Genomic DNA, 19984 nt, shown 5'->3' on the forward strand with positions numbered 1-19984 from the left:
TTGACACCCGCCGTGGTCTGACCGAAGCTGACGGCTTTGCTGCCCTCGCTTTCGGACGCCTGCATGTCAAAGTCACGCCGTTATTCCATCGTCGGCCTGTGCGCCCTGCTGTTGATTGTGCTGATCACCTGGTATTTCTCTCGCGCCACCCCGGTAGCCGTGCCTCCCGCGATTGCCCACGGTTATTCAAAAGCCTTGAAACAGGCGCGCAACGGTGAGCCTGGAGCGGCACGCGTGCTGTATCAGCAACTGGGTCGGCCGGATCTGTCGCCCGAGCGCCGCGCCGCGTTGCACGCCGAACTGCCCAACTACCCCAGCCCCCAGGCGCTGAAACTGGCGGACAAAGACCTGGCCAGTGACTCACCGCTGGTACGCGAGGCTGCCATCCACAGCATTGTCGGCCTGGTGCCCACCGGCCAGCGCACGCTGCTGCTCGGCCCGGTGTTGGATGATCCCGAGCAAGAGGTACGGTTTGCCGCCGCCAATGCTTTGCTTGGTCTGTCTCCCGATACTCTGGGCCTGTACTTCGGGCCGTTGCAGCAGGTGCTGGATGAGTTTGTGAAAAAGCTCAAGGCCCAGCCCGAAACCGCTGAAGGCTGGATTCAACTGGCGCGCCTGTACATTCACAGCGCCCTGCTGCCGGACGCGCAAAACGCGCTTGAGCAGGCCATGCGCCTGCAACCGGATAACCTGCAAGCCGTGGTCGCGCAGATCGAGCTGCTGGACAAGCAAGGCAAGACCGAGGAGTCCCGCCAATTGTTGGCACGCCAGCTGGCCGCGCATCCGGAGTCGGCCTACCTGCAACATGCGCTGGGCATGTGGCTGCTGCACCATGGTGAACGCCCCTACGCCCTGCTCGGCCTGTCCAAGGCGGTGGAGCTGGAGCCGGATAATCAGGATTACCGCTACGACCTCGCGACGACGTTGCATGCGCAAGAGGAATTGGAGGCTGCGCAACGCCAACTCGAAGAGATCATCCAACGCCACCCGGCCAATCGCAGAGCCCGGGTATTGCTGGTCAATTATTGGAAAGAAAGCGGCCAGTTGCAGAACGTCCAGGTCCTGCTCGCCCAGCTTGAGCAACAGAATCCGGACGATCCTGCATTGCAGCAAGGCCTGTAGGCCGGACTGGAATTTGTTGAACCGCCACAAATTGCTACGGTCAAGAGAACATGGCGCGTCCACTTGGGCGCGCATCCTCTACTCGTATGTGACCTGAGGGCACTTCTTGTCTACATCCCAAGCGCAATTACCCGAAGAGAAAGCGGCCACTGGCATTGACGGTCTTGATGACATTCTTGCCGGAGGGCTCTCGCGCAGTCACCTGTTCCTGCTGGAAGGTGAACCCGGCACCGGTAAAACCACGGTCGCCCTGCACTTCCTGCAGGCCGGGGCCAGAGCCGGCGAGCGATCGCTGTACATCACCCTGTCGGAAACCGAGCGTGAGTTGCGCCAAGGCGCCAAGTCCCATGGCTGGGACCTGGATGACAATATCCATATCTTCGAACTGACGCCGCCGGAAAGCCTGCTCAACGCCGACCACCAGCAGAGCCTGCTGTACTCCTCCGACCTGGAACTGGGCGAGGCCACGCGCCAGATCTTTGAAGTGGTGGAAAAGGTCAAGCCAAAGCGTGTGGTCATCGACAGTCTTTCGGAGATCCGCCTGCTCGCACAAAGCTCCCTGCGCTACCGTCGGCAGATCCTCGCGATCAAGCACTATTTCGTGCGTTACGACACCACAGTGCTGCTGCTGGACGACCTGACCACCGAATCCCTCGATAAAACCGTGCACAGCGTGGCGCATGGCGTGATCCGCCTGGAAGAGCTGACCCCCAACTACGGTGCCGAGCGCCGTCGCGTGCGGGTGGTCAAGTACCGCGGCCAGAAATACCGAGGCGGCTTTCACGACTTCACCATCATGGGCGACGGCGTCCATGTATTCCCGCGCCTGGTGGCGGCCGAACATCGTGGCGGCTACAAGCGCGAGACCTTGAGCAGCGGCATCGCTGCGCTGGATGCGTTGATGGGCGGCGGTGTCGAGACCGGGTCCAGCAGCCTGATCCTCGGCCCGGCCGGTACCGGCAAGTCGTTGATCTCGATGATCTTTGCCGCAGCGGCCGTGGCGCGGGGCGAGAAAGCCGCGTTGTTTATCTTCGATGAAGAACTGGGGCTGCTGTTCGAGCGCATGAGAAACATGGGGATCGATCTAGCCGCCCTGCAGGCGACCGGTAACCTGCTGATCGAACAGGTGGATGCGGCCGAATTGTCCCCGGGCGAGTTTTCCCACCGGGTGCGCCGCTGTGTCGATGAGCGCGGCATCAAGACGGTGGTGATCGACAGCATCAACGGCTACCAGGCGGCCATGCCCGAAGAAAATGCGCTGATCCTGCATATGCACGAGTTGCTGCTCTACCTCAACCGCCGCGGCGCGGCGACGTTCATGACCGTCGCCCAACACGGGCTGGTCGGCGACATGCAGGCGCCTGTGGACATCACCTATCTGGCCGATACGGTCATTCTGCTGCGCTACTTCGAAGCATTGGGCAAGGTGCGCCGCGCCATCTCGATCATCAAGAAGCGCACCGGCAGCCATGAAGCCACTATTCGTGAATACCGGATTGGCGCCCAGGGGATGACGGTTGGCGAACCGCTGGATAATTTCCAGGGGGTCCTGCGCGGTATTCCGACCTACATGGGCGCCGGCTCCCCGCTGCTCAAGGATGAGGGGGTGTGACGGGCCTCATTCCGGTCTCCGAGCGTGCAATCGTATTGGCGCCAATGGGACGCGATGGCTCGCTGGCGCTGATGATGCTCAATGAAGCCGGGTACGCCGGCATCGTCGCCAGCAACCTTGGGGCATTGTGCGAGGCCCTGCATGAGGGCGCCGGGCTGCTGATCATCGCCGCCGAAGCCCTGCGTGGGGTGGATCTTGACCCGCTGTTGACCTACCTGCACCAGCAGCCGGCCTGGTCGGACTTGCCCATTGTGTTGATGACCCACCACGGCGGGACCGAACAGAATGGCTCCTCCCACCTGAGCGGCCTGCTGGGCAATGTGACCTTCCTGGAGCGCCCCTTCCACCCGGTAACGCTGATCAGCCTGGTGAGCACCGCCTTGCGCGGTCGCCGTCGGCAATACGAAGCCCGCGACCGCCTGATCGACCTCAGCGAAAGTGAGCTGCGCCTGCAACGCACGCTGGAGACCCTTGAACAGCAAGTCGAGGAACGTACCGCCCAACTGCGCAGCAATGAAGAGGCACTGCGCCAATCACAAAAAATGGAAGCCGTCGGCCAATTGACCGGTGGTATCGCCCATGACTTCAACAATATGCTCACCGGTATCATCGGCAGCCTGGAACTGCTGCGCAGGCGTGTGTCGCGAGGCAAGTTGGACGACCTCGACAGCCTGATCGACCTGGGGGTGACCTCGGCCAACCGTGCCGCCGGCCTCACCCACCGCCTGCTGGCGTTCTCGCGCCGTCAATCCCTTGATTCCAAACCGGTGCAGATCAACCGACTGGTCACCTCCATGGGGGAGCTGCTGCAACGCAGCATCAACGAAAGTATTCGCTTGGATATGCGTCTGGCGACTGATCTATGGACGGCCGAGGCCGATCCCAACCAATTGGAAAGTGCCCTGCTCAACCTGGTCATCAATGCCCGCGACGCCATGCCCGGTGGCGGCAGCCTGTCCGTGGAGACCACCAACCGGCATCTCGACAGCGTGTTCACCGCCGCCTATGGCACCTTGAAGCCCGGTGACTACGTTGAGTTGAGCGTCAGCGACACCGGCTGTGGCATTCCGGAAAGTGTGATGGGCCGCGTGTTCGACCCGTTTTTCACCACCAAGCCCATCGGCCAGGGCACCGGCCTTGGGCTCTCGATGATCTATGGCTTCGCCCGCCAGTCCCATGGCCATGTGACCATCCATAGTGAAGTGGGAAAAGGCACCACGGTGAGCCTGTTCCTGCCACGGTTTATCGGTGAAGTTGTCGCCGATGCCGTGGTGGATCCGGCGTTGCTGCCGTTCGCCAATGCCGGTGAAACCGTGCTGATTGTCGAAGACGACCCGGCCGTGCGGGTGCTGGTCAGCGCGGTTCTGAAGGAGCTGGGCTACGGGTATGTGGAAGCTGTCGACGCCAACTCCGCCGTGCCCATTATCGAGTCGGAACAGCGTATAGATTTGATGATCAGCGACGTTGGCCTGCCCGGTATGAATGGTCGTCAATTGGCGGAAATCGGCCGGCAGATACGCCCGCAACTCAAGGTTCTGTTCATTACAGGGTATGCCGAGCATGCAGCCGTGCGGGGTGGGTTCCTCGACCCGGGCATGCAACTGATCACCAAGCCGTTCACGTTCGATCTATTGACGGCAAAAGTCCGAGAAATGATCAAGCAATAGCTGCCCGCGTCAAATGGTGGTGCGGGCTCTTGGCCGACATTTCCGGCAATCATTGAGTGTGGCTCAATCGGAATCGATAGTAGTTATTTGGATACAAATGCTCAACAGGCTGGGCAGCGCACGTGCTCACCCGTATTCAATAGCCCGTCCGTTGAGAGAGCCTATGACGACTGCAACCCATGTTCAGACCGCGCAAAACCCGAAGCCAATCTCGCTGATTCAACCTCCACCCCCGATCACAGTGCAGCATGCTCCCCGCCTTGAAAGCGCAGCGTCGCAAGCCGTTGCCGAAAGCAGCCGGACCGAAGGTGATCTGGAGCTGTCCAGGCAGTATGGACGGGCATTGGCCAGCGCACCCAGCGGCTACAACTCTGACATGCCTGTCTCCCCTATTGCTCCCCATTCAACCTTCGGTCAATGGTGGGCGCAGTTGAGGCACGCCTTCCAGGCGCCCGACTTCGCCCAGTGGATGAATAGCAAAGACATCGACCCCGACTCGGTAGAACTCAACCCGGGGACGGGGAAGATTTTTTACAAACTCAAGCGTCATTCGGATCCGCGTCAGATCAAGCGCTCATTGGGAAAGGATGACGCGGAATGGGCTGCGATTGGTAAGCCGTTGATGATCGCGGCGCGTGTTATTGCGTCAGGTGCGTATTTCCTCACATTCAAGCCTCCCCAAGCGAAAACCAGCAATATCGCGCCCTTAGGGCTGATCAGGGATTTCTACAAGGAACTGCACATTAATCCAGCCCCCTCCAATCAGGAGCGGGCAGCCCAACTCGAGGCAGGAGCAGGTTTCCAACTGGTGAATGACCCAGTGTTTTCGGCGTTGCAGGAGGCGCGCAGCGAACACGAATTGGCCGCTCATAAAGCTATGCTGGGGAGCAACCAAACCCGTCTGAATGTGGTCGAGCTGATGACGTCATTGGCTAAAATGCTTGAGTCTGGCCCCGCTGACATACCGGAATATATGGCGGAATATCATCTCTCGGTTCATCGCGACACTCATAATGTACACGCTGGCACCACCCCTACTCTCAAGCAGTTTTTCGAAAGCGAGGGGTGGGAGGTGCCAACCGATCTGGCGCAAGTGCAGAACCTCATAAAAAAACTACGCACCCCACCGCTTCAAAGTCCCCCCAATGGTAACTATGGGGGGGCGCTGGCCTGGCCTGTTGCACTGGATGAAACCTCTGTAACTCAATTGGAAGCCGACCTGCGACACGGCAAATTTGGCGACATTGACCTCACGCGCTTCAAGAACGTACTTGAGTATTTGATGGACGGGCAATTTATCGAGCCTTCAGCCTTCAACAAACCGCGTGATTTGATTGACACACGGATTAAATCGCCAAAAGGCCAGGCGCTGGGGCAAGCCGTTCAAGCCAAGTTCGCTGCCCGGTCAGTCAAGGGCACGGTCACTGAATGGCTGTTCACGCTTATGCATGTGGACTCCTCGCGCGCCGAGCACGGTAAACATCAGGTAGCAGGGTTTCTGTTGACTGATACGAGAAACGGTGGCTGCTCAGCGTCGGATCTCATCCTGGATATCACCAATCACTTGCTCGATACCGGCCAGTCATCGTCCTACGAAAAAGCGCGACTTCAAGCATATATTTATTTATCAGTCAAAGCCCCGGAAATGCTGGTCAAGGAGATTCCCAATGAGGTGAAGTTCGGCACTCATATGTGGGTCAGTTTGGTCACGGCCGTCAGACGCCTTGAAAAGGCTGCGCCTGGTGTAACGGCAACAATGACCTACGAGCATGTCATGCGTATTGCGGACATCGCCCCCATTACACAAGAGGAACGCCTGACAGAGTACCTGGCCCAGCAAGAAGCACTCAAGGACTGGGCCGTCGTCAATGGCATGGACTGTCCACAGACTGTTGAGGCGATGCGCGCGGTGCAGGTCGCCTTCGATCAACAGTTGAACGAATTGAGGGCGGCTTCAGCAGCGCACTCAATGGAAGTACCTGACGTCAAAAGGAAGGGCCTGGAAGAGCTGAAAAAAGCCTTCCCGGATATGGACCCCGCACTTTTCGAGAAGAAGTGCATCCAGTTGAAACGTCAACATCTGGACTTTCCAGGCCCCTATTCAGTCCTGGACCTTTACATCCATGACGCTGCACGGGGAACCCCTGGGTTTTATGATGGAATCACACGCGACCAGGCCGATTCAGCAAACAAATGGGTATCGACCTCTCGTGATGTCGACTTCGACGCGATGCAAGACACGCTCAAAAGCCTTCCGAACTTGCGAGAGTACTTTCGGGTCGCCTTCCCGAACTATTCAGACAAAATAAATAGAAGCGTGGCGACCCAGGTCAAGCATTTGATCGCAGGGCTAAGCCTGTCAGATCGGCAAAACTTCGAATTCGGAAAAATCACGCTGGCCAAGCCCGTCATTCATGAGTACTGGCCTTACAGTCAGGCCCCAAAGAGCAGCACGACGGTCTCCGAAGGTCATAGTTTTCTGGTCAGGACCGAGCGCGCCGGCAAGGTCAATATTTATGAAATCGATATCAAGCAAAACAAGATCCGCACCCGTGACGACCTCGGGGATTTCGTCGTGGGCGAGGCCCGTCCCAGAGGCGTCTCGCGCTATACGGAGTACCAGGCCGTCATCCCATCGGGAAATTATGCTGACACAATAACCGATGAAACAAAGGGTGCAGCGGGTATCCCCCTCAGCTTCAGCAGCGAGCGTACATCTTACATAGCGAACGCCATGGTAAAAGAGGTGGATACTGAATCGTCCAGACAACTTGCCGCGGGCCAGACCACATTCGATGTCGAGGTGCCCTTTTACAAGAACGCCATGGAGTTCATGCTGAACCTGATTCCTTTGAGGTCTGCAATCAATAACTTCAAAGAGGGACGTTATGGCGACGGTATCGTGGACCTGACACTTGATGCCTTCGGCTTCCTTCTAGGGGCAGCGGGGGCGGCAAAAGGTATCAAGGCCCTCCAGGGGGGGGCTTCAATACTGACCAAAGCGGCTTATGGCGGGAAAATACTGGGGCGAACGGCGATCGGTGCGCTCAACCCGCTTGATGGCGTAGGCGACCTGGCCATCTCCCTGGCAAATGCCGGAAAGAAAGGCTCCACTCACGCCTATCGGCTGCTGCGTGGAACCAACAGTTATGACCTGATCAACGCCAGCAAACGGTTCGACGCCAGTGCTCTCGGAACATTCAAGCTGCAAGACACGATCATGGAAGGCCCGGCCGTCCTGAGCGGAGGCAAATGGTACGCCTTCGACAGCGTGAAGGGTCTCCCATTTGGCAAGGCGCTGGACGACTTTCAACCCTCAGTTCTGTCAGGGGAACAGGCGTTGGGCAAATGGGAAACAACAGAGCGGGTAATGACTCCGGCGTCAGCACGCACGCGTCAACGCTGGTCTGAGATGGTTGAACGCCATCAAAACGCGGCAGACAAGACGCAATTCCAGAAGGGATATGACAATGGTGATCCGAAATCAGTACCGGGTTATCGCGCGGCTATGAAATCTGAAGACATCATGAAGCTGGCAACCCAAGGACAACTGACGCCGGAGCAGATCGGCACGTTGGTTCGACACGTAGAACGGCTGGCGGTACAGCACGGTTTTAAAGGGGTCAACCGATTCTATGAAAGTATCAGCGAAGCCGGTGGCCGCTTTGTAGCAGCCCCTCAGGTGTTCTATCTCAGTCAGACCAATCCACTCTCCCAAGGCCAATGCTCAGCCATGTCCAGACTGATGGCGAGCGCCATGCAGCAAGGCACCGAGGCTAAGTTTATTGGCAACTTGTACACGGCCGCCGCAAACCCGACCGACCCTGCTTCGCGGGCGTTCATTGACCAGTTGACGACCGTACAAAAACAACTGACCGGTCCGACGTTATTTCATGCTGGCAAGATGCGCCGAGAAATGGGTTACCACGAAATGCTTGATGAGTTGGCGACGTCCGATACATCGAAAACGCTGATGATTGGCATCCCTGGGCACGCAATGATGGCAGGGGTCATGGGCGAAGGCGTGAATAAAAAGTGGTTTTTTTATGACCCCAATTTTGGGATAGCAACGTTCAGTACCCCGGAGGCCATGAAGCGAGGCCTGCACAAGGTGTTCACCGATAAAGACCTGCCGGTTCAATACACAACTCACAGCAAAAACCCGGACAAGTTGGAGTTTGAAGTCAGCGTGTATGACGACTCATGGAAAAAGACTACCGCCGTCTCGGACAAAACCGTGAAGGAGTTGAGTGAAATGCCAATCGTCATTAAATCGCAAACAGCGACGTCCGTGCCAATGCCATCAAAACCGGTGCCGCCACATGCCCCCATAACAACAGGGAAGGCTGAAAAATTTGAGGTATTCACGGGCCAGTCGCATACCGTCAATGACCGGACTACCGTGCTCAGCACCAATGGCCTGAGTGACTGTTCGGCCGTGGTAGTGCTCTCAGACATGAAGGACGGCATCTACCAGAAACGCACACTGGTGCACTTGAACGAGAGCAACCTGGCGCAGCCCGTCAACAATGGAAGTAATGGGTTTACGTGGTTGAACGGTGTTGAAAAAGACTTGGCGAACGGTGGAAAAGTCATCTTCGTCGCAGGCACTCGTACTCGAAGTGTCGTCGGAGTTGCCAGCGCGATTCGGCAACAGGACGTCTATAACAACAAACCCTTGTTAGCGATGCTGCAACGCAAGGATGTGTCCGTTACCTACGCCAATTCCGTCGGGGTTGAAGTGGCGCCTGATGGAACGTTCAAGCTGCGTGACGACGGGGGGGAAGGCATCTTCGATGCCAATAAGGTCAAGGAGATACTGGACTTAGCCAGAGACTGAGGAGCGTCGTTGATTGCCATGGCGGATCCCCGCCATGGCAAAGGTCATCACGCCAACAACCGCTGGATATGCTCTTGCAATGTATCGAGATCAAACGGCTTGGCCAGGATCGGCGCATTGCGCGTGATCGGGCTTTTACAGTCGAGGATCTCCTGCGGATAGCCACTGATAAAGATCACTTTCAATTCCGGTCGCAATAACAGCGCAGGCTCGGCAATCTGCACCCCGGAGATCCCCCCCGGCAAACGGTAATCCGTGACCATCAGGTCCAGGTGCGGCTTGGTCGCGAGAATTTCAAAAGCCTGCTCCCCGTCGATTGCCTTCAACACCCGATAGCCCAGGCCGGCCAGGTATTCACCCAACACAAACATAATGGATTCGTCGTCCTCGACGATCAGAACGACATCTTGTGCATCTTCACTCATGGGAAGCCTTTGTCCGGTCAATAGCTGCAATTACGACCATGGGGTCACGCAGAGGTTGCGTCGAGGTGACGATTGAATTCAAGCCGTCGCCTGCAACGGCAGGCACACCCTGAACAAGGCGCCCTCGCCTATCCGGCTCTCGACTTCGATGGTGCCGCCATGGGCTGCAACGATCTGCTCGGAAATAAACAGCCCCAGGCCCAGGCCAGCCGCAACCTGACTGGCCGATACCCGTTCGAACTGCTGGAAGATACGCTTCTGGTTGTCTTCACTGATACCAATGCCGTGATCGCGCACTTCTACGCGAGCTTCGTCATGCTCGCTGTACACGCGCACTTCTATCGGGCTCTTGGCCCCGTAGCGCAAGGCGTTGGTCAACAGGTTGGTGACCACCTGCTCAATGCGGAACTCATCCCAGTGACCCTCCACGGGGCCTTCGGCAGTCAGGGTCATGGATGAATCCGCCGCCGCGACCTGGGGCGCGAAGTTCTCCACCAGGCTGCTGACAAGCTGTGTGAGGTCAAACCGCGCCGGGCGTATCGACAGTTTGCCGGTGCGGATGCGCGACACGTCGAGCATGTCTTCAATCAGGCGGATCAGGCTCTGGATCTGCCGTTCGTCACGGTCGACCATCGCGTGCATCTTGTCCAGGGTGAACGCGGCGGCGTTGTCGCGGGCCAGGTGCATCTTGCGCAACTGGGTTTCGAGGATCAGCCCGTTGAGGGGCGTACGCACTTCGTGGGCGACGATCGACATGAAGTCATCACGCATGCGCACCGCCTGCTCCAGCTCGGCCTGGGTGGCCTGCAGACGCGTCAGCAGCAGTTCCTGCTCGCGACGGCTGCGCTCCAGGGCTTCGACCTGTAGCTTCATGGCCTTGCTCTGGCGGTACAGGTCGACGAACACGTTGACCTTGCTCTTCACCGCATGGATATCCAGCGGCTTGTGCAGGAAGTCCACGGCACCGCTTTCGTAGCCCTTGAAGGCGTAATTGAGTTCGCGGCCGGCGGCGCTGACGAACACAATCGGGATGTTCTTGGTTTTCTCGGTGCCGCGCATCAGTTCGGCCAGCTCGAACCCGTTCATGCCGGGCATCTGCACGTCGAGAATCGCCATGGCGAACTCGTGCTCCAGCAACAGGGACAAGGCCTCGTCGGCGCTCAATGCCTTGAATACCTGGCGGTCCTCGCGCTTGATCAGCGCTTCGAGGGCGAGCAGGTTTTCCGGCAGATCGTCGACGATCAGCAGTTTGGCCTGGACAGTACTTAACATGGGGAATATTCCAGCGAAGCCAGCAATGAGCCAATGCGGCTCAACGTCAGAATGTGGTCGGGTGTGTGCAGCGCCAGGGCTGCTCGGGGCATGACGGCGACACGTGCTTCAGTGGGCTCCTGCACCACGGTGGTTCCGCCCTGCTGCTTGACGTGGGCCAGGCCACGGGCGCCGTCCTGGTTGGCGCCGGTCAACAGGATGGCGAGCAAGCCCGTGCCGTAGGCATCGGCGGCGGACTCAAACAGGAAGTCGATTGCGGGCCGCGAATGGTGCACGCGGTCTTCCTGACTCAGGGACAGGCTGCGATCATGCTCCACCGACAGGTGATAACCAGGTCCGGCAAAGTACAGCGTGCCGGGCTTGAGCACTTCCTTGTCGCGCGCCTCCACCACCGACATGGCGACGCGGCGATCAAACACTTCGGCCAACTGGCTGCGGCGCTCGTCGGGCAGGTGCAGCACGGTGATGATCGGCAGGCCGAAGTCCGCAGGCAATTGGGCAAATACCGTCAGCAGCGCCTCTACGCCACCGGCGGAGGCGCCGATCACAATAGCCTCTATGCCCCGGACCTGTGCCGGGTTGGCAGCCGCTTGATTCATAGCTTTCGGTAGATCCGTTCCTGTTTGACCAACGGTTCGAATTGCTTGCCGTACGCGGAGAAATCCAGGGTCTCCTTGCTGCCCAGCACCAGGAAGCCGCGATGACACAGCGACTCATGGAACAATCCAAACGCTCGATCCTGCAATTTTTTATTGAAATAAATCAGTACGTTACGACACGAAATTAATTGAGTTTCCGAGAATACACTATCGGTCGCCAGGCTGTGATCGGCAAAGGTCACATTCTCACGCAGCGTTTTATCGAAGATCGCGTAATCGTAAGCCGCGGTGTAGTAGTCGGCAAATGAACGTTGCCCACCGGCCTGCTGATAGTTGGCGGTATAGGCGCGTACGTTCTCCAGGGAAAAGATCCCCTGCTTGGCCTTGTCCAGCGACGCCGGGTTGATATCGGTGGCGTAGATGATCGTACGCTCCAGCAACCCCTCCTCGCGCAGCAGGATGGCCATGGAGTACACCTCCTCGCCGGTGCTGCAGCCGGCGATCCAGATCTTGATCGACGGGTAGGTCTTGAGCAGCGGCACCACTTCCTGGCGGATCGCGAGAAAGTGCGACGGGTCGCGAAACATCTCGCTTACCGGGATCGTCAGGAACTGCAGCAACTGCATGAACGCCGCCGGGTCGTGCAACACGCGCTCCTGCAAGGCGGAAATGGTCGCGCAATCAAACTGGCGCAAGGCATGAGCCACGCGGCGCTTGACCGACGCCCCGGAGTAATCCCGGAAGTCGTAGCTGTACTTGAGGTAAATCGCCTCGATCAACAGGCGCAGCTCAATATCGCTGCTTTTTTCCAAGAAACTTCGCTCCACTTAAATGCGTTCCATCTTCGGTAGCCACACGCGAATCAGTGAGAACAGGCGATCCAGGTCGATCGGCTTGGCCAGGTAATCGTTGGAACCGGCCGCGAGGCAGCGCTCCTGATCGTCTTTCATGGCCTTGGCCGTCACCGCGATGATCGGCAGCTTTTTCCAGCGCGGGTCCTGGCGGATCAAGGCAGTGGCCTCGTAACCATCCATTTCCGGCATCATCACGTCCATCAGCACCAGGTCGATATCTTCGACTTCATTGAGTTTGTCGATGGCCTCACGGCCGTTACGCCCGATGACCACCACCGCGCCTTTGTGCTCCAGGGCGCTGGTCAGGGCGAAGATGTTGCGCACATCGTCGTCCACCAGCAGGATCTTGCGCCCCTCGAAGACCTTGTCGCGGCTGCGGGCGGTCTTGAGCATCTTCTGGCGATCATGGGACAGCTGGGATTCGACTTTGTGCAGAAAGAGTGTGACCTCATCCAGCAGGCGCTCCGGCGAGCGGGCGCCCTTGATGATGATCGAGCGCGAATACTTGCGCAGTTCGGCTTCTTCATCGCGGGTCAGGTTGCGCCCGGTATAGACGATCACCGGCGGGAACGAGCAGATATCCTCCGTGGCCATGCGCTTGAGCAGTTCGTTGCCGAGCATGTCCGGCAGCTTGAGGTCGATGATCATGCAGTCATAGACGTTAGTGCGCAGCAGGTCCAGAGCGGCCTGTGCGTAGCCGACGTCGGTGATCTCGATGTCATCGTCACCGATCAGGCGGGCAATGCTGTCGCGTTGCAGGTCATCATCCTCTACCAGCAGCACGCGCTTGACCTTCTGGGTCAGCTTGGCTTCGAGGCGCGCGAACACGTCCTTGAGCTCTTCGCGGGTGGTGGGTTTGACCGCATAACCGATGGCGCCCATGTGCATGGCGGCTTCCACGCGGTCTTCCACAGAAATCACATGCACCGGGATGTGCCGGGTATTGGCGTGTTCCTTGAGGCGCTGCAGCACGGTCAACCCGGAATGGTCCGGCAGGCGCATGTCCAGCAGGATGGCGTCGGGCACATATTCCTCGGCCAGGCTGTAGCCTTCGTCCGCACCGTGGGCCACCAGGCAGTGGTAGCCCAGCTCATGGGCCAGGTCGAACAGGATGCGGGCGAAGTTAGGTTCGTCTTCCACCACCAGGATACAGCGTGTGGTGAACGGGGCCTTGTCGCGGTCATCGGCGAAACGCGGGATCTGGCTGGCATCGGCCACCGGCAGCGGCGACACCTTGGCTGGAGCCGGTGCGGGCACCACCACCACTTGGCGCGGCTGCTCGATCGGTGCTGCTTCCTCCCCTGGCTCTGCATAATGTTCCGGCAGCACCAGGGTAAAGGTGCTGCCTTTGCCCGGGGCACTGGTCACGCTGATATAGCCACCCAACAGGGCCGCCAGGTCGCGGGAAATCGACAGGCCCAGGCCGGTGCCGCCGTAACGGCGGTTGGTGGTGCCGTCGGCCTGGCGGAAGGCTTCGAAGATGCTTTCCTGCTGGTCTGGCGCAATGCCGATGCCGGAGTCGCGTACCGTAAAGGCAATGCCCTCCTCCGATGCTCGCGACACCGACAGGCTGACCTCGCCCTGTTCGGTGAACTTGATCGCGTTGGACAGCAGGTTCTTGAGGATCTGCTCCAATCGCTGGCGGTCGGTGAACAGCATGGTCGGCGTGCCTTCCTGCACCTCTACCTGGAAGCCCAGCTTGCGATCAGCCGCCAGCGGCTCGAACATGCCGCGCAGGCCGTCGACAAGCCGTGCCACGCTGGAGTTTTCCGGGCGCATCTCCAGCTTGCCGGCCTCCACCTTGGAAATATCCAGGATGTCATTGATCAGGTTGAGCAGGTCATTGCCGGCGGAATAGATCGACTCGGCAAACTTGACCTGTTCGGCGCTGAGGTTTTCCTGGGGGTTCTCGGCCAGCAACTTGGCCAGGATCAACGAGCTGTTCAGCGGCGTGCGCAGCTCGTGGGACATATTGGCGAGGAATTCGGACTTGTACTTGCTGGAGCGCTGCAGTTCTTCGGCGCGTTCTTCCAGTTCAAGCTGGGCCTGGTTGAGCTCGATGTTCTTGCGGTCCATGGCGTCGCGTTGTTCGGCCAGGGTCTCGGTCTGTTCGGCGAGTTGCTCGTTGGTCTGTTCCAGCTCGGCCTGCTGGGTTTCCAGGTGGGCCTGGGACTCCTTGAGGATGCGCGACTGTTCTTCCAGCTCTTCGTTGGCGGTCTTGAGTTCTTCCTGCTGCACTTGCAGCTCTTCGTTGAGCTGCTGGGTTTCGGCCAGCACTTCTTGCAGGCGCTGGCGGTACCGCGCCGCTTCGATGGAGGTGCCGATATTGCCGGCGATCAGCTCCAGCAGCTCTTCGTCACGCTCTTCCAGCGGGCGCAGGAAGCCCAGTTCGACCACGCCGTTGACGCGGTCATCATCACTGGTGGGCATGACCAGCACGCTGCGCGTCGGCCCTTCACCCAGACCGGAGCTGACCTTGAAGTAATCCACCGGCACATCATCCAGGCGAATCAGGCGATCGAGCTGGGCAGCCTGGCCAACAATGCCTTCGTCGCTGTAGATCGCCTGTTCCCGTTGCTCCTGCTCGCGGGAGAAGCCATAGGTTGCCACGCGCTTGAGACCGCCGTGTTCTTCGCGCACATACAGCGCGGCAACAGCCGAGCCCATGTACTGGGCAAAAAATTGAAGGATGTTGCGCCCGAGCATATTCAGGGTCAGCTGGCCGAGCACCTGCTCGGCCAGTTCGGTCTGGCCATTACGCAGCCAGGCTTGTTGTTCCAGGCGTCGCGCAATCTTCTGTTGTGACATGAGGTTTGCGCTATAACTCTCTGATAGAGAAACAAGATTTTTACGGCCGATATACGCCAGGAAGCCACTCAAGCCCAGCACAAATACCAAATACAGGGTGACGCTGATCACCGTGGTGCGGGTGACTTGTTCGTTGCGGGTGATGCGGAACTGCTGCTCCATCGCCACCGCGTCTTCGTATTCCTTGCGGATTTCATCGGTCAGGCGCTTGCCGCGGCCGGCCTTGACCGCGCTGCGGTAGTCACCGCTGGTGCGCTGCATATCTATCATCGACTGGGCGTAGTTGTTCCACTCGGCCTGCAGGGCTTCCAGGCGCTTGAGGCGATCCACCTGCTGCGGGTTGTCCGCTACCAGCTCCTGCAGGTTACGCAGGTCGGCGATGATGCGCGGCTTGGCCACTTCATACGGGTCGAGGAAATGCTCGTCGCCGGTGATCAGGAAACCACGCATGCCGGTTTCCAGGTCCACGGTCAGCTTGGACGATTCATTGAGGTTATTGATAACCCGGTCGGTGTGTTCAACCCACTGGATCACCGACAACAGGTAGGTGATCAGGCACACGAAAAACACCGCGCTGAGCACGCCCACGCCCAGGGGCAATGCAACGTTTCGGCTCAGCAGATTACGAAAGCTCTTTTCATCGACGGACGAAGCGGGAGTCATGGGCATGCCTTGGCCAAGTGCAGAAAACCCAGGAGTTTGCCCCAAAGTTGGGGTTGAACGCTATTTTTATGCCAAAGGACCGTGAGATGAATGACAGTCGATTGTGAGAACCGCACGTCAAACCAGGCCATATACGTCGCTTTTACCGAGCGAACGAGCGGACGCAGGAACGCAGGTGGCAGAGGCCGGCACTCAGTAAAGCGCCGTGGCGATACGGAACGTCCACAGGCAAAGACTGAATCAAGTCCATCTCTAAAGGGTACCCAGCCATGACCAGTCTCTACGCGGTGTCTTTCTCAGCCCCCAACCCATCCATGCGTGCGTTCAGTCAAACCCATCAGCTGTCCCAACCCACTTCGCCTGGGAGCATTGCGCAACAACAGGCAAACCCGGCGCCACAACCGACTTCTCTCACAACAGCCAACCTCTCCAGCAAAACCCTGATTGGCAATGCGCGTAACCTGCATACCCTGTCGCAAGCGCTGCACAAAATTGCCAAGACACTGGGGCACAATGCTTCTCCCCCGGCCGTCTCGAACGCACTCAAAACCACCGCGATGGAAATCCACCCGCATTCATCCTTTCCAACGCAGCCCGACACACTCGTCACATTGGAGAGTTTCATCCGCGGCATTGGTCTTGGCCTGCCCACCAATCATTTTTCCTTGACCGCGCTGGCGGATGCCGTCAGCGAGAGAGCGCTGGCGAACCCGTTTGGCGATTTCGGGGGGGCTCTGTCCTGGCCCGCACCTTTGAGTCCGGACGATCAACAAACGTTGCACACAGCGGCCCTCCAATACATCAAGGATCACACCAACTCATCCGAGACGGGCAATGGACAGGGTATCCTTGAACTCCTCAATGACAATAAACCCCTATCTGGTGACGCCAAGACAGACCCCGTCAAAGCGTTTGAATCCATGGTGAACGGTCCCACAGGCCAGGCACTGGGTCGGGCGATGCGAGCAGTTATAAAGGGATTCGACACAGACATCAGCATCCATGACTATCTCCTGGTATTGATCAACCGGATCCTGAACCCCGAAGCGCTTACAAACCCGCAGCGAAACAAAGTAGCCGGGTTCGACCTGGCGCAGTCGGCCCATTGGGGCTTGCACCCGTCAGCCGTGGTCGAGGCGCTGGTCAAACACCTGATTGAGCGCGGCCTGGCTGGCCCGGAGATGGCCAAGGTTGCCGCCATGATATTGCTCGCGCAGGCAGCGCCCGCATTCCAGGTCAAAGGCATTCCCGACAACGTCACTTATGGCAGCCCGGCCTGGACCCGATTGGAGATCGCGGTGGCGACCCAGGAAGCTGAGTCACCCGGGTCGGCGATGACCATGGGCTTCGACGAAATCATGATCAAGGCCGAAAAGGCCGCCCAGGCCGATCCGGCGGTGACCGAGCTCGCCCAGCAAACCGCACTGGTCGATTGGGGGGTCGTCAACGGCCTGATCAAGAGAAAAGATGACAAACAGTACACGAATCAAGAACTGGATCAGTTAAGAACCCAATACAACCGCGAGTTTGCCGAGCAGATTGACGCACAAGCGTTAGCCAATGCTGAAATACCCAACCGTAAGGACATCGCCCTTGCCAAACTGAAAGAACGTTTTGGTGAAGGTATTCCGTTTGAACAACCCCTGTTGAAACTCCAGACATCCGGCCATCAATCCACGGCGATGCCGCTTTATGACCCGAACTTGCGGCCTGAAGGGTATTTCTCGATGCTGGACATTGCGATGATGGAAAACCGTCATTACACCTGGACGACCGAGGACCCTCGTATCCCCCTCGCCGAAATCAACGATAATCCTGTGCTCGGCGTGAATGCAGCTTTCAAGCAACACTTCGACGAGGCCATTGTTTCGCGAAAGAAAGGTTTGAGTGCGACCGTCAGGCACCTCATTTCCAAACTTCCCCTGGATCAACGCAAAGACCTGGAATATGGAAAGCTGCGCTTCTTTCATGAGTCCGAGTACAGAATCAATCTCACGGATAAAACACTTCTCCACAAATACTCCACCTTTTCGATAAAAACCGAACGCGACAGCGTGTCGTCTGTTTATGAAGTTGACATCCAGAAAGGCACGATCACCAAGCTGGGGAGCGGCAACCATTACGATGAAACACGCTATGGTCCAGGCTCACGGCAAATTCACCGAACCGAGTTCCGGCCGACCCGCTATAGCCAGGAAAATCAAAAGGAAAACACCGGCGACACGTCAGTCACGCCGAAAAGCTTCAGCAGTGACCGGAGCACCTACATTGCCGATGCGTTCGTCGAGCACCTGGATATCGACAATGCCGATGTTGTAAAAGCGGCCAAAGGTTCTACGCAGTTGGACAAACAGTTTGAAGCACAGGATCGCGCGGCCAACTTCTTCCTGGACCTGATCCCGTTGAGATCGGCCATCGTCAACTTCATAAACGGCAACTATGTGGCGGGCGCTCTTGATCTGACGATGGATGTCATGGGGTTCCTGACCGCTGGCGCAGCGACCGCTGCCAAGCTGGTCAAGGTAGGGGCTATCACCGCCTCTGCGGCTACAAAGCTGGCCAAGGGTGCGCGCGTGATTGGAGCGGCGACCGTCAGTGCGTTCAATCCGCTGGGGGGCGCAGACGACGTGGTATTTGGCGGTGTAAGACTATTGGGCAAAAGCCCTCGGGCACTGGCTAAAGGCATACAAATACTGCGAGGTACATCAGACAGTTACGGGTTGCTGAAAAGCCTCAGCAACCAGTACGACGTAGCCGCGATAGGCAGCTACAAGGTCGGCGAGACAAAGATGCATACGGCTGCCGTGTTCAACGATGGGCAATGGTACCGCTACGACCCGGTCAAGGCTCAACCCTACGGGGCACCTCTGGAAAACTTCACGCCCTCTGTCGCAGCCTCCGGGGGTGAAATCAAAGGGTTGACGGAGTCGGCGACGACCGAGTGGTTCGCCAGTTGGTGGGGCTCCCCGCCTCCTGCCGCCCAGCCCGACCCCAATTACGCCGAGAAATTCACGAACTTGAAGGCGGACGCGTTGAAAACGGATCCCGACGGCTTCCACCTTGGTCTCAACAGCCGGACACCGCCGTCGATTGAGGGTTACTCAACCTCCCTGAACGTTGAGCAGCTCAAGCGACTTGCACTGCAAGCCAATCCGAGCGCGCAAGAGTTGGGACGCCTGAAGCGCCGCATAGATGATCTGGAAGAACTGCCGAACACGTTCTACACCAAAATGGAAAGCCTCAAGGCGTTCGAGGCGGACAGTTTCAAGCAGGGTTACAAGGCGGGAACGCCCGATTCGATAAAGGGGTACAGGCCTGGCCTGAGAATCCCTCAACTTCAGGAACTGGCCTTGCAACCCGGGTTGACGACTCAAGAAATGGGGTGTCTGTACCGACAGGTTGAAAAGCGCGCGATCGAGTTGAATCTTTCCCTTGCCAAACACTTCAGTGAAAACATCAAGACGGCAGGCGGAACCTTCATTCCAATGCCACAGGGCTTTTACCTCAGCCAAGTCAGTCCTATCTCGGGGGGGCAATGTGCCGTGTTTGCGAACTCGATGGCCTATGCCATTCAGGAAGGCAAGCAAGCCACCCTGCTGGAGAATTTATTCACGGTAATGGCTAATCCCGAGCATCCGGCCACACTGGTGTTTCAACAAAACATGCAACGCTTCCAGGCCAAGCTCAGGCATGACTTTCATGTGGGCCAATATAAGCAGCAGCAGACGGCTGCAGAAATCATCGAGCAACTGGCGAATGCCAGTACGTCGACCAGCCTGATGATAGGTAATACAACACACGGAATTACCGCCGGGGTTGTCATCAATGGCGGCAAAAAAGAATGGTTCTACTTCGACCCCAACTTCGGGTTGGCCACATTCAACTCCGAGGCCTCCATGCGCGCTGGAATAGAAAGCGCGATGATCTCGGGGTCAACGAGCCACTGGTTTCCACCCAATCCGGGCTCCTTGACCTATTCTGTTTCGCAATTCAGTGAGTTGCACTTGATGAACACCGTCGAGAGCATCAACGGCGTGCATGATATGGTATCCAATAAGATCTCAATCGCCTCCTCCAGATCGGTATCAAATGCCGGCTGAGGTGCGAGGTGAAGAACCGGCA

At 58.1% G+C, this 19984-nt stretch carries 10 protein-coding genes; 5 read left to right on the top strand and 5 right to left on the bottom strand.

Annotated features, from left to right (window positions below; genetic code table 11):
• The first annotated feature begins 63 nt into the window (after positions 1-63).
• From BM110_RS09625 to BM110_RS09640, 4 genes are all read left to right on the top strand, one after another.
• Positions 64-1122, top strand: coding sequence for a tetratricopeptide repeat protein (locus tag BM110_RS09625; protein WP_093513250.1), 1059 nt, complete (start codon positions 64-66; stop codon positions 1120-1122).
• A gap of 106 nt (positions 1123-1228) precedes the next feature.
• A complete protein-coding gene (locus BM110_RS09630) occupies positions 1229-2734 on the top strand; it encodes an ATPase domain-containing protein (RefSeq protein ID WP_092243624.1) in 1506 nt (501 codons plus the stop codon).
• Positions 2731-4401: an ATP-binding protein gene (locus BM110_RS09635; protein WP_092243627.1), complete on the top strand. Its 1671-nt coding sequence runs from the start codon at positions 2731-2733 to the stop codon at positions 4399-4401. Before BM110_RS09630 ends, BM110_RS09635 begins: the two co-directional genes overlap by 4 nt.
• Positions 4402-4564: 163 nt before the next feature.
• A complete protein-coding gene (locus tag BM110_RS09640) occupies positions 4565-9241 on the top strand; it encodes a hypothetical protein (RefSeq protein ID WP_093513251.1) in 4677 nt (1558 codons plus the stop codon).
• A 47-nt stretch (positions 9242-9288) separates the two neighbouring features.
• Here the strand turns inward: BM110_RS09640 and BM110_RS09645 are convergent, their stop codons facing one another.
• The 5 genes from BM110_RS09645 to BM110_RS09665 all read right to left on the bottom strand — a co-directional run bounded on the left by BM110_RS09645 (position 9289) and on the right by BM110_RS09665 (position 15862).
• Complete coding sequence (locus BM110_RS09645; protein ID WP_092243633.1) at positions 9289-9666, bottom strand: response regulator; 378 nt, start codon at positions 9664-9666, stop codon at positions 9289-9291.
• A 78-nt stretch (positions 9667-9744) separates the two neighbouring features.
• Entirely contained in the window at positions 9745-10938 is a 1194-nt protein-coding gene (locus tag BM110_RS09650; protein WP_092243636.1) for a hybrid sensor histidine kinase/response regulator, read from the bottom strand.
• On the bottom strand, positions 10932-11537 hold the full coding sequence (locus BM110_RS09655) for a chemotaxis protein CheB (protein WP_092243639.1): 606 nt from the start codon (positions 11535-11537) through the stop codon (positions 10932-10934). The genes BM110_RS09650 and BM110_RS09655 overlap by 7 nt, the downstream gene beginning before the upstream one ends.
• A complete protein-coding gene (locus BM110_RS09660) occupies positions 11534-12364 on the bottom strand; it encodes a CheR family methyltransferase (protein ID WP_012724198.1) in 831 nt (276 codons plus the stop codon). The genes BM110_RS09655 and BM110_RS09660 overlap by 4 nt, the downstream gene beginning before the upstream one ends.
• Entirely contained in the window at positions 12365-15862 is a 3498-nt protein-coding gene (locus tag BM110_RS09665; protein WP_093513252.1) for a response regulator, read from the bottom strand. It abuts the gene before it with no gap.
• Between the two features lie 269 nt (positions 15863-16131).
• On the opposite strand from BM110_RS09665, the gene BM110_RS09670 reads away from it, so the two are divergent.
• Positions 16132-19962 (top strand): hypothetical protein, encoded by a 3831-nt coding sequence (locus BM110_RS09670; protein WP_093513253.1) that lies wholly within the window; start codon positions 16132-16134, stop codon positions 19960-19962.
• Positions 19963-19984: the final 22 nt, after the last annotated feature.

Origin of the sequence: Pseudomonas sp. NFPP28 (assembly GCF_900115535.1) — a bacterium.
GTDB lineage: Bacteria > Pseudomonadota > Gammaproteobacteria > Pseudomonadales > Pseudomonadaceae > Aquipseudomonas > Aquipseudomonas extremorientalis.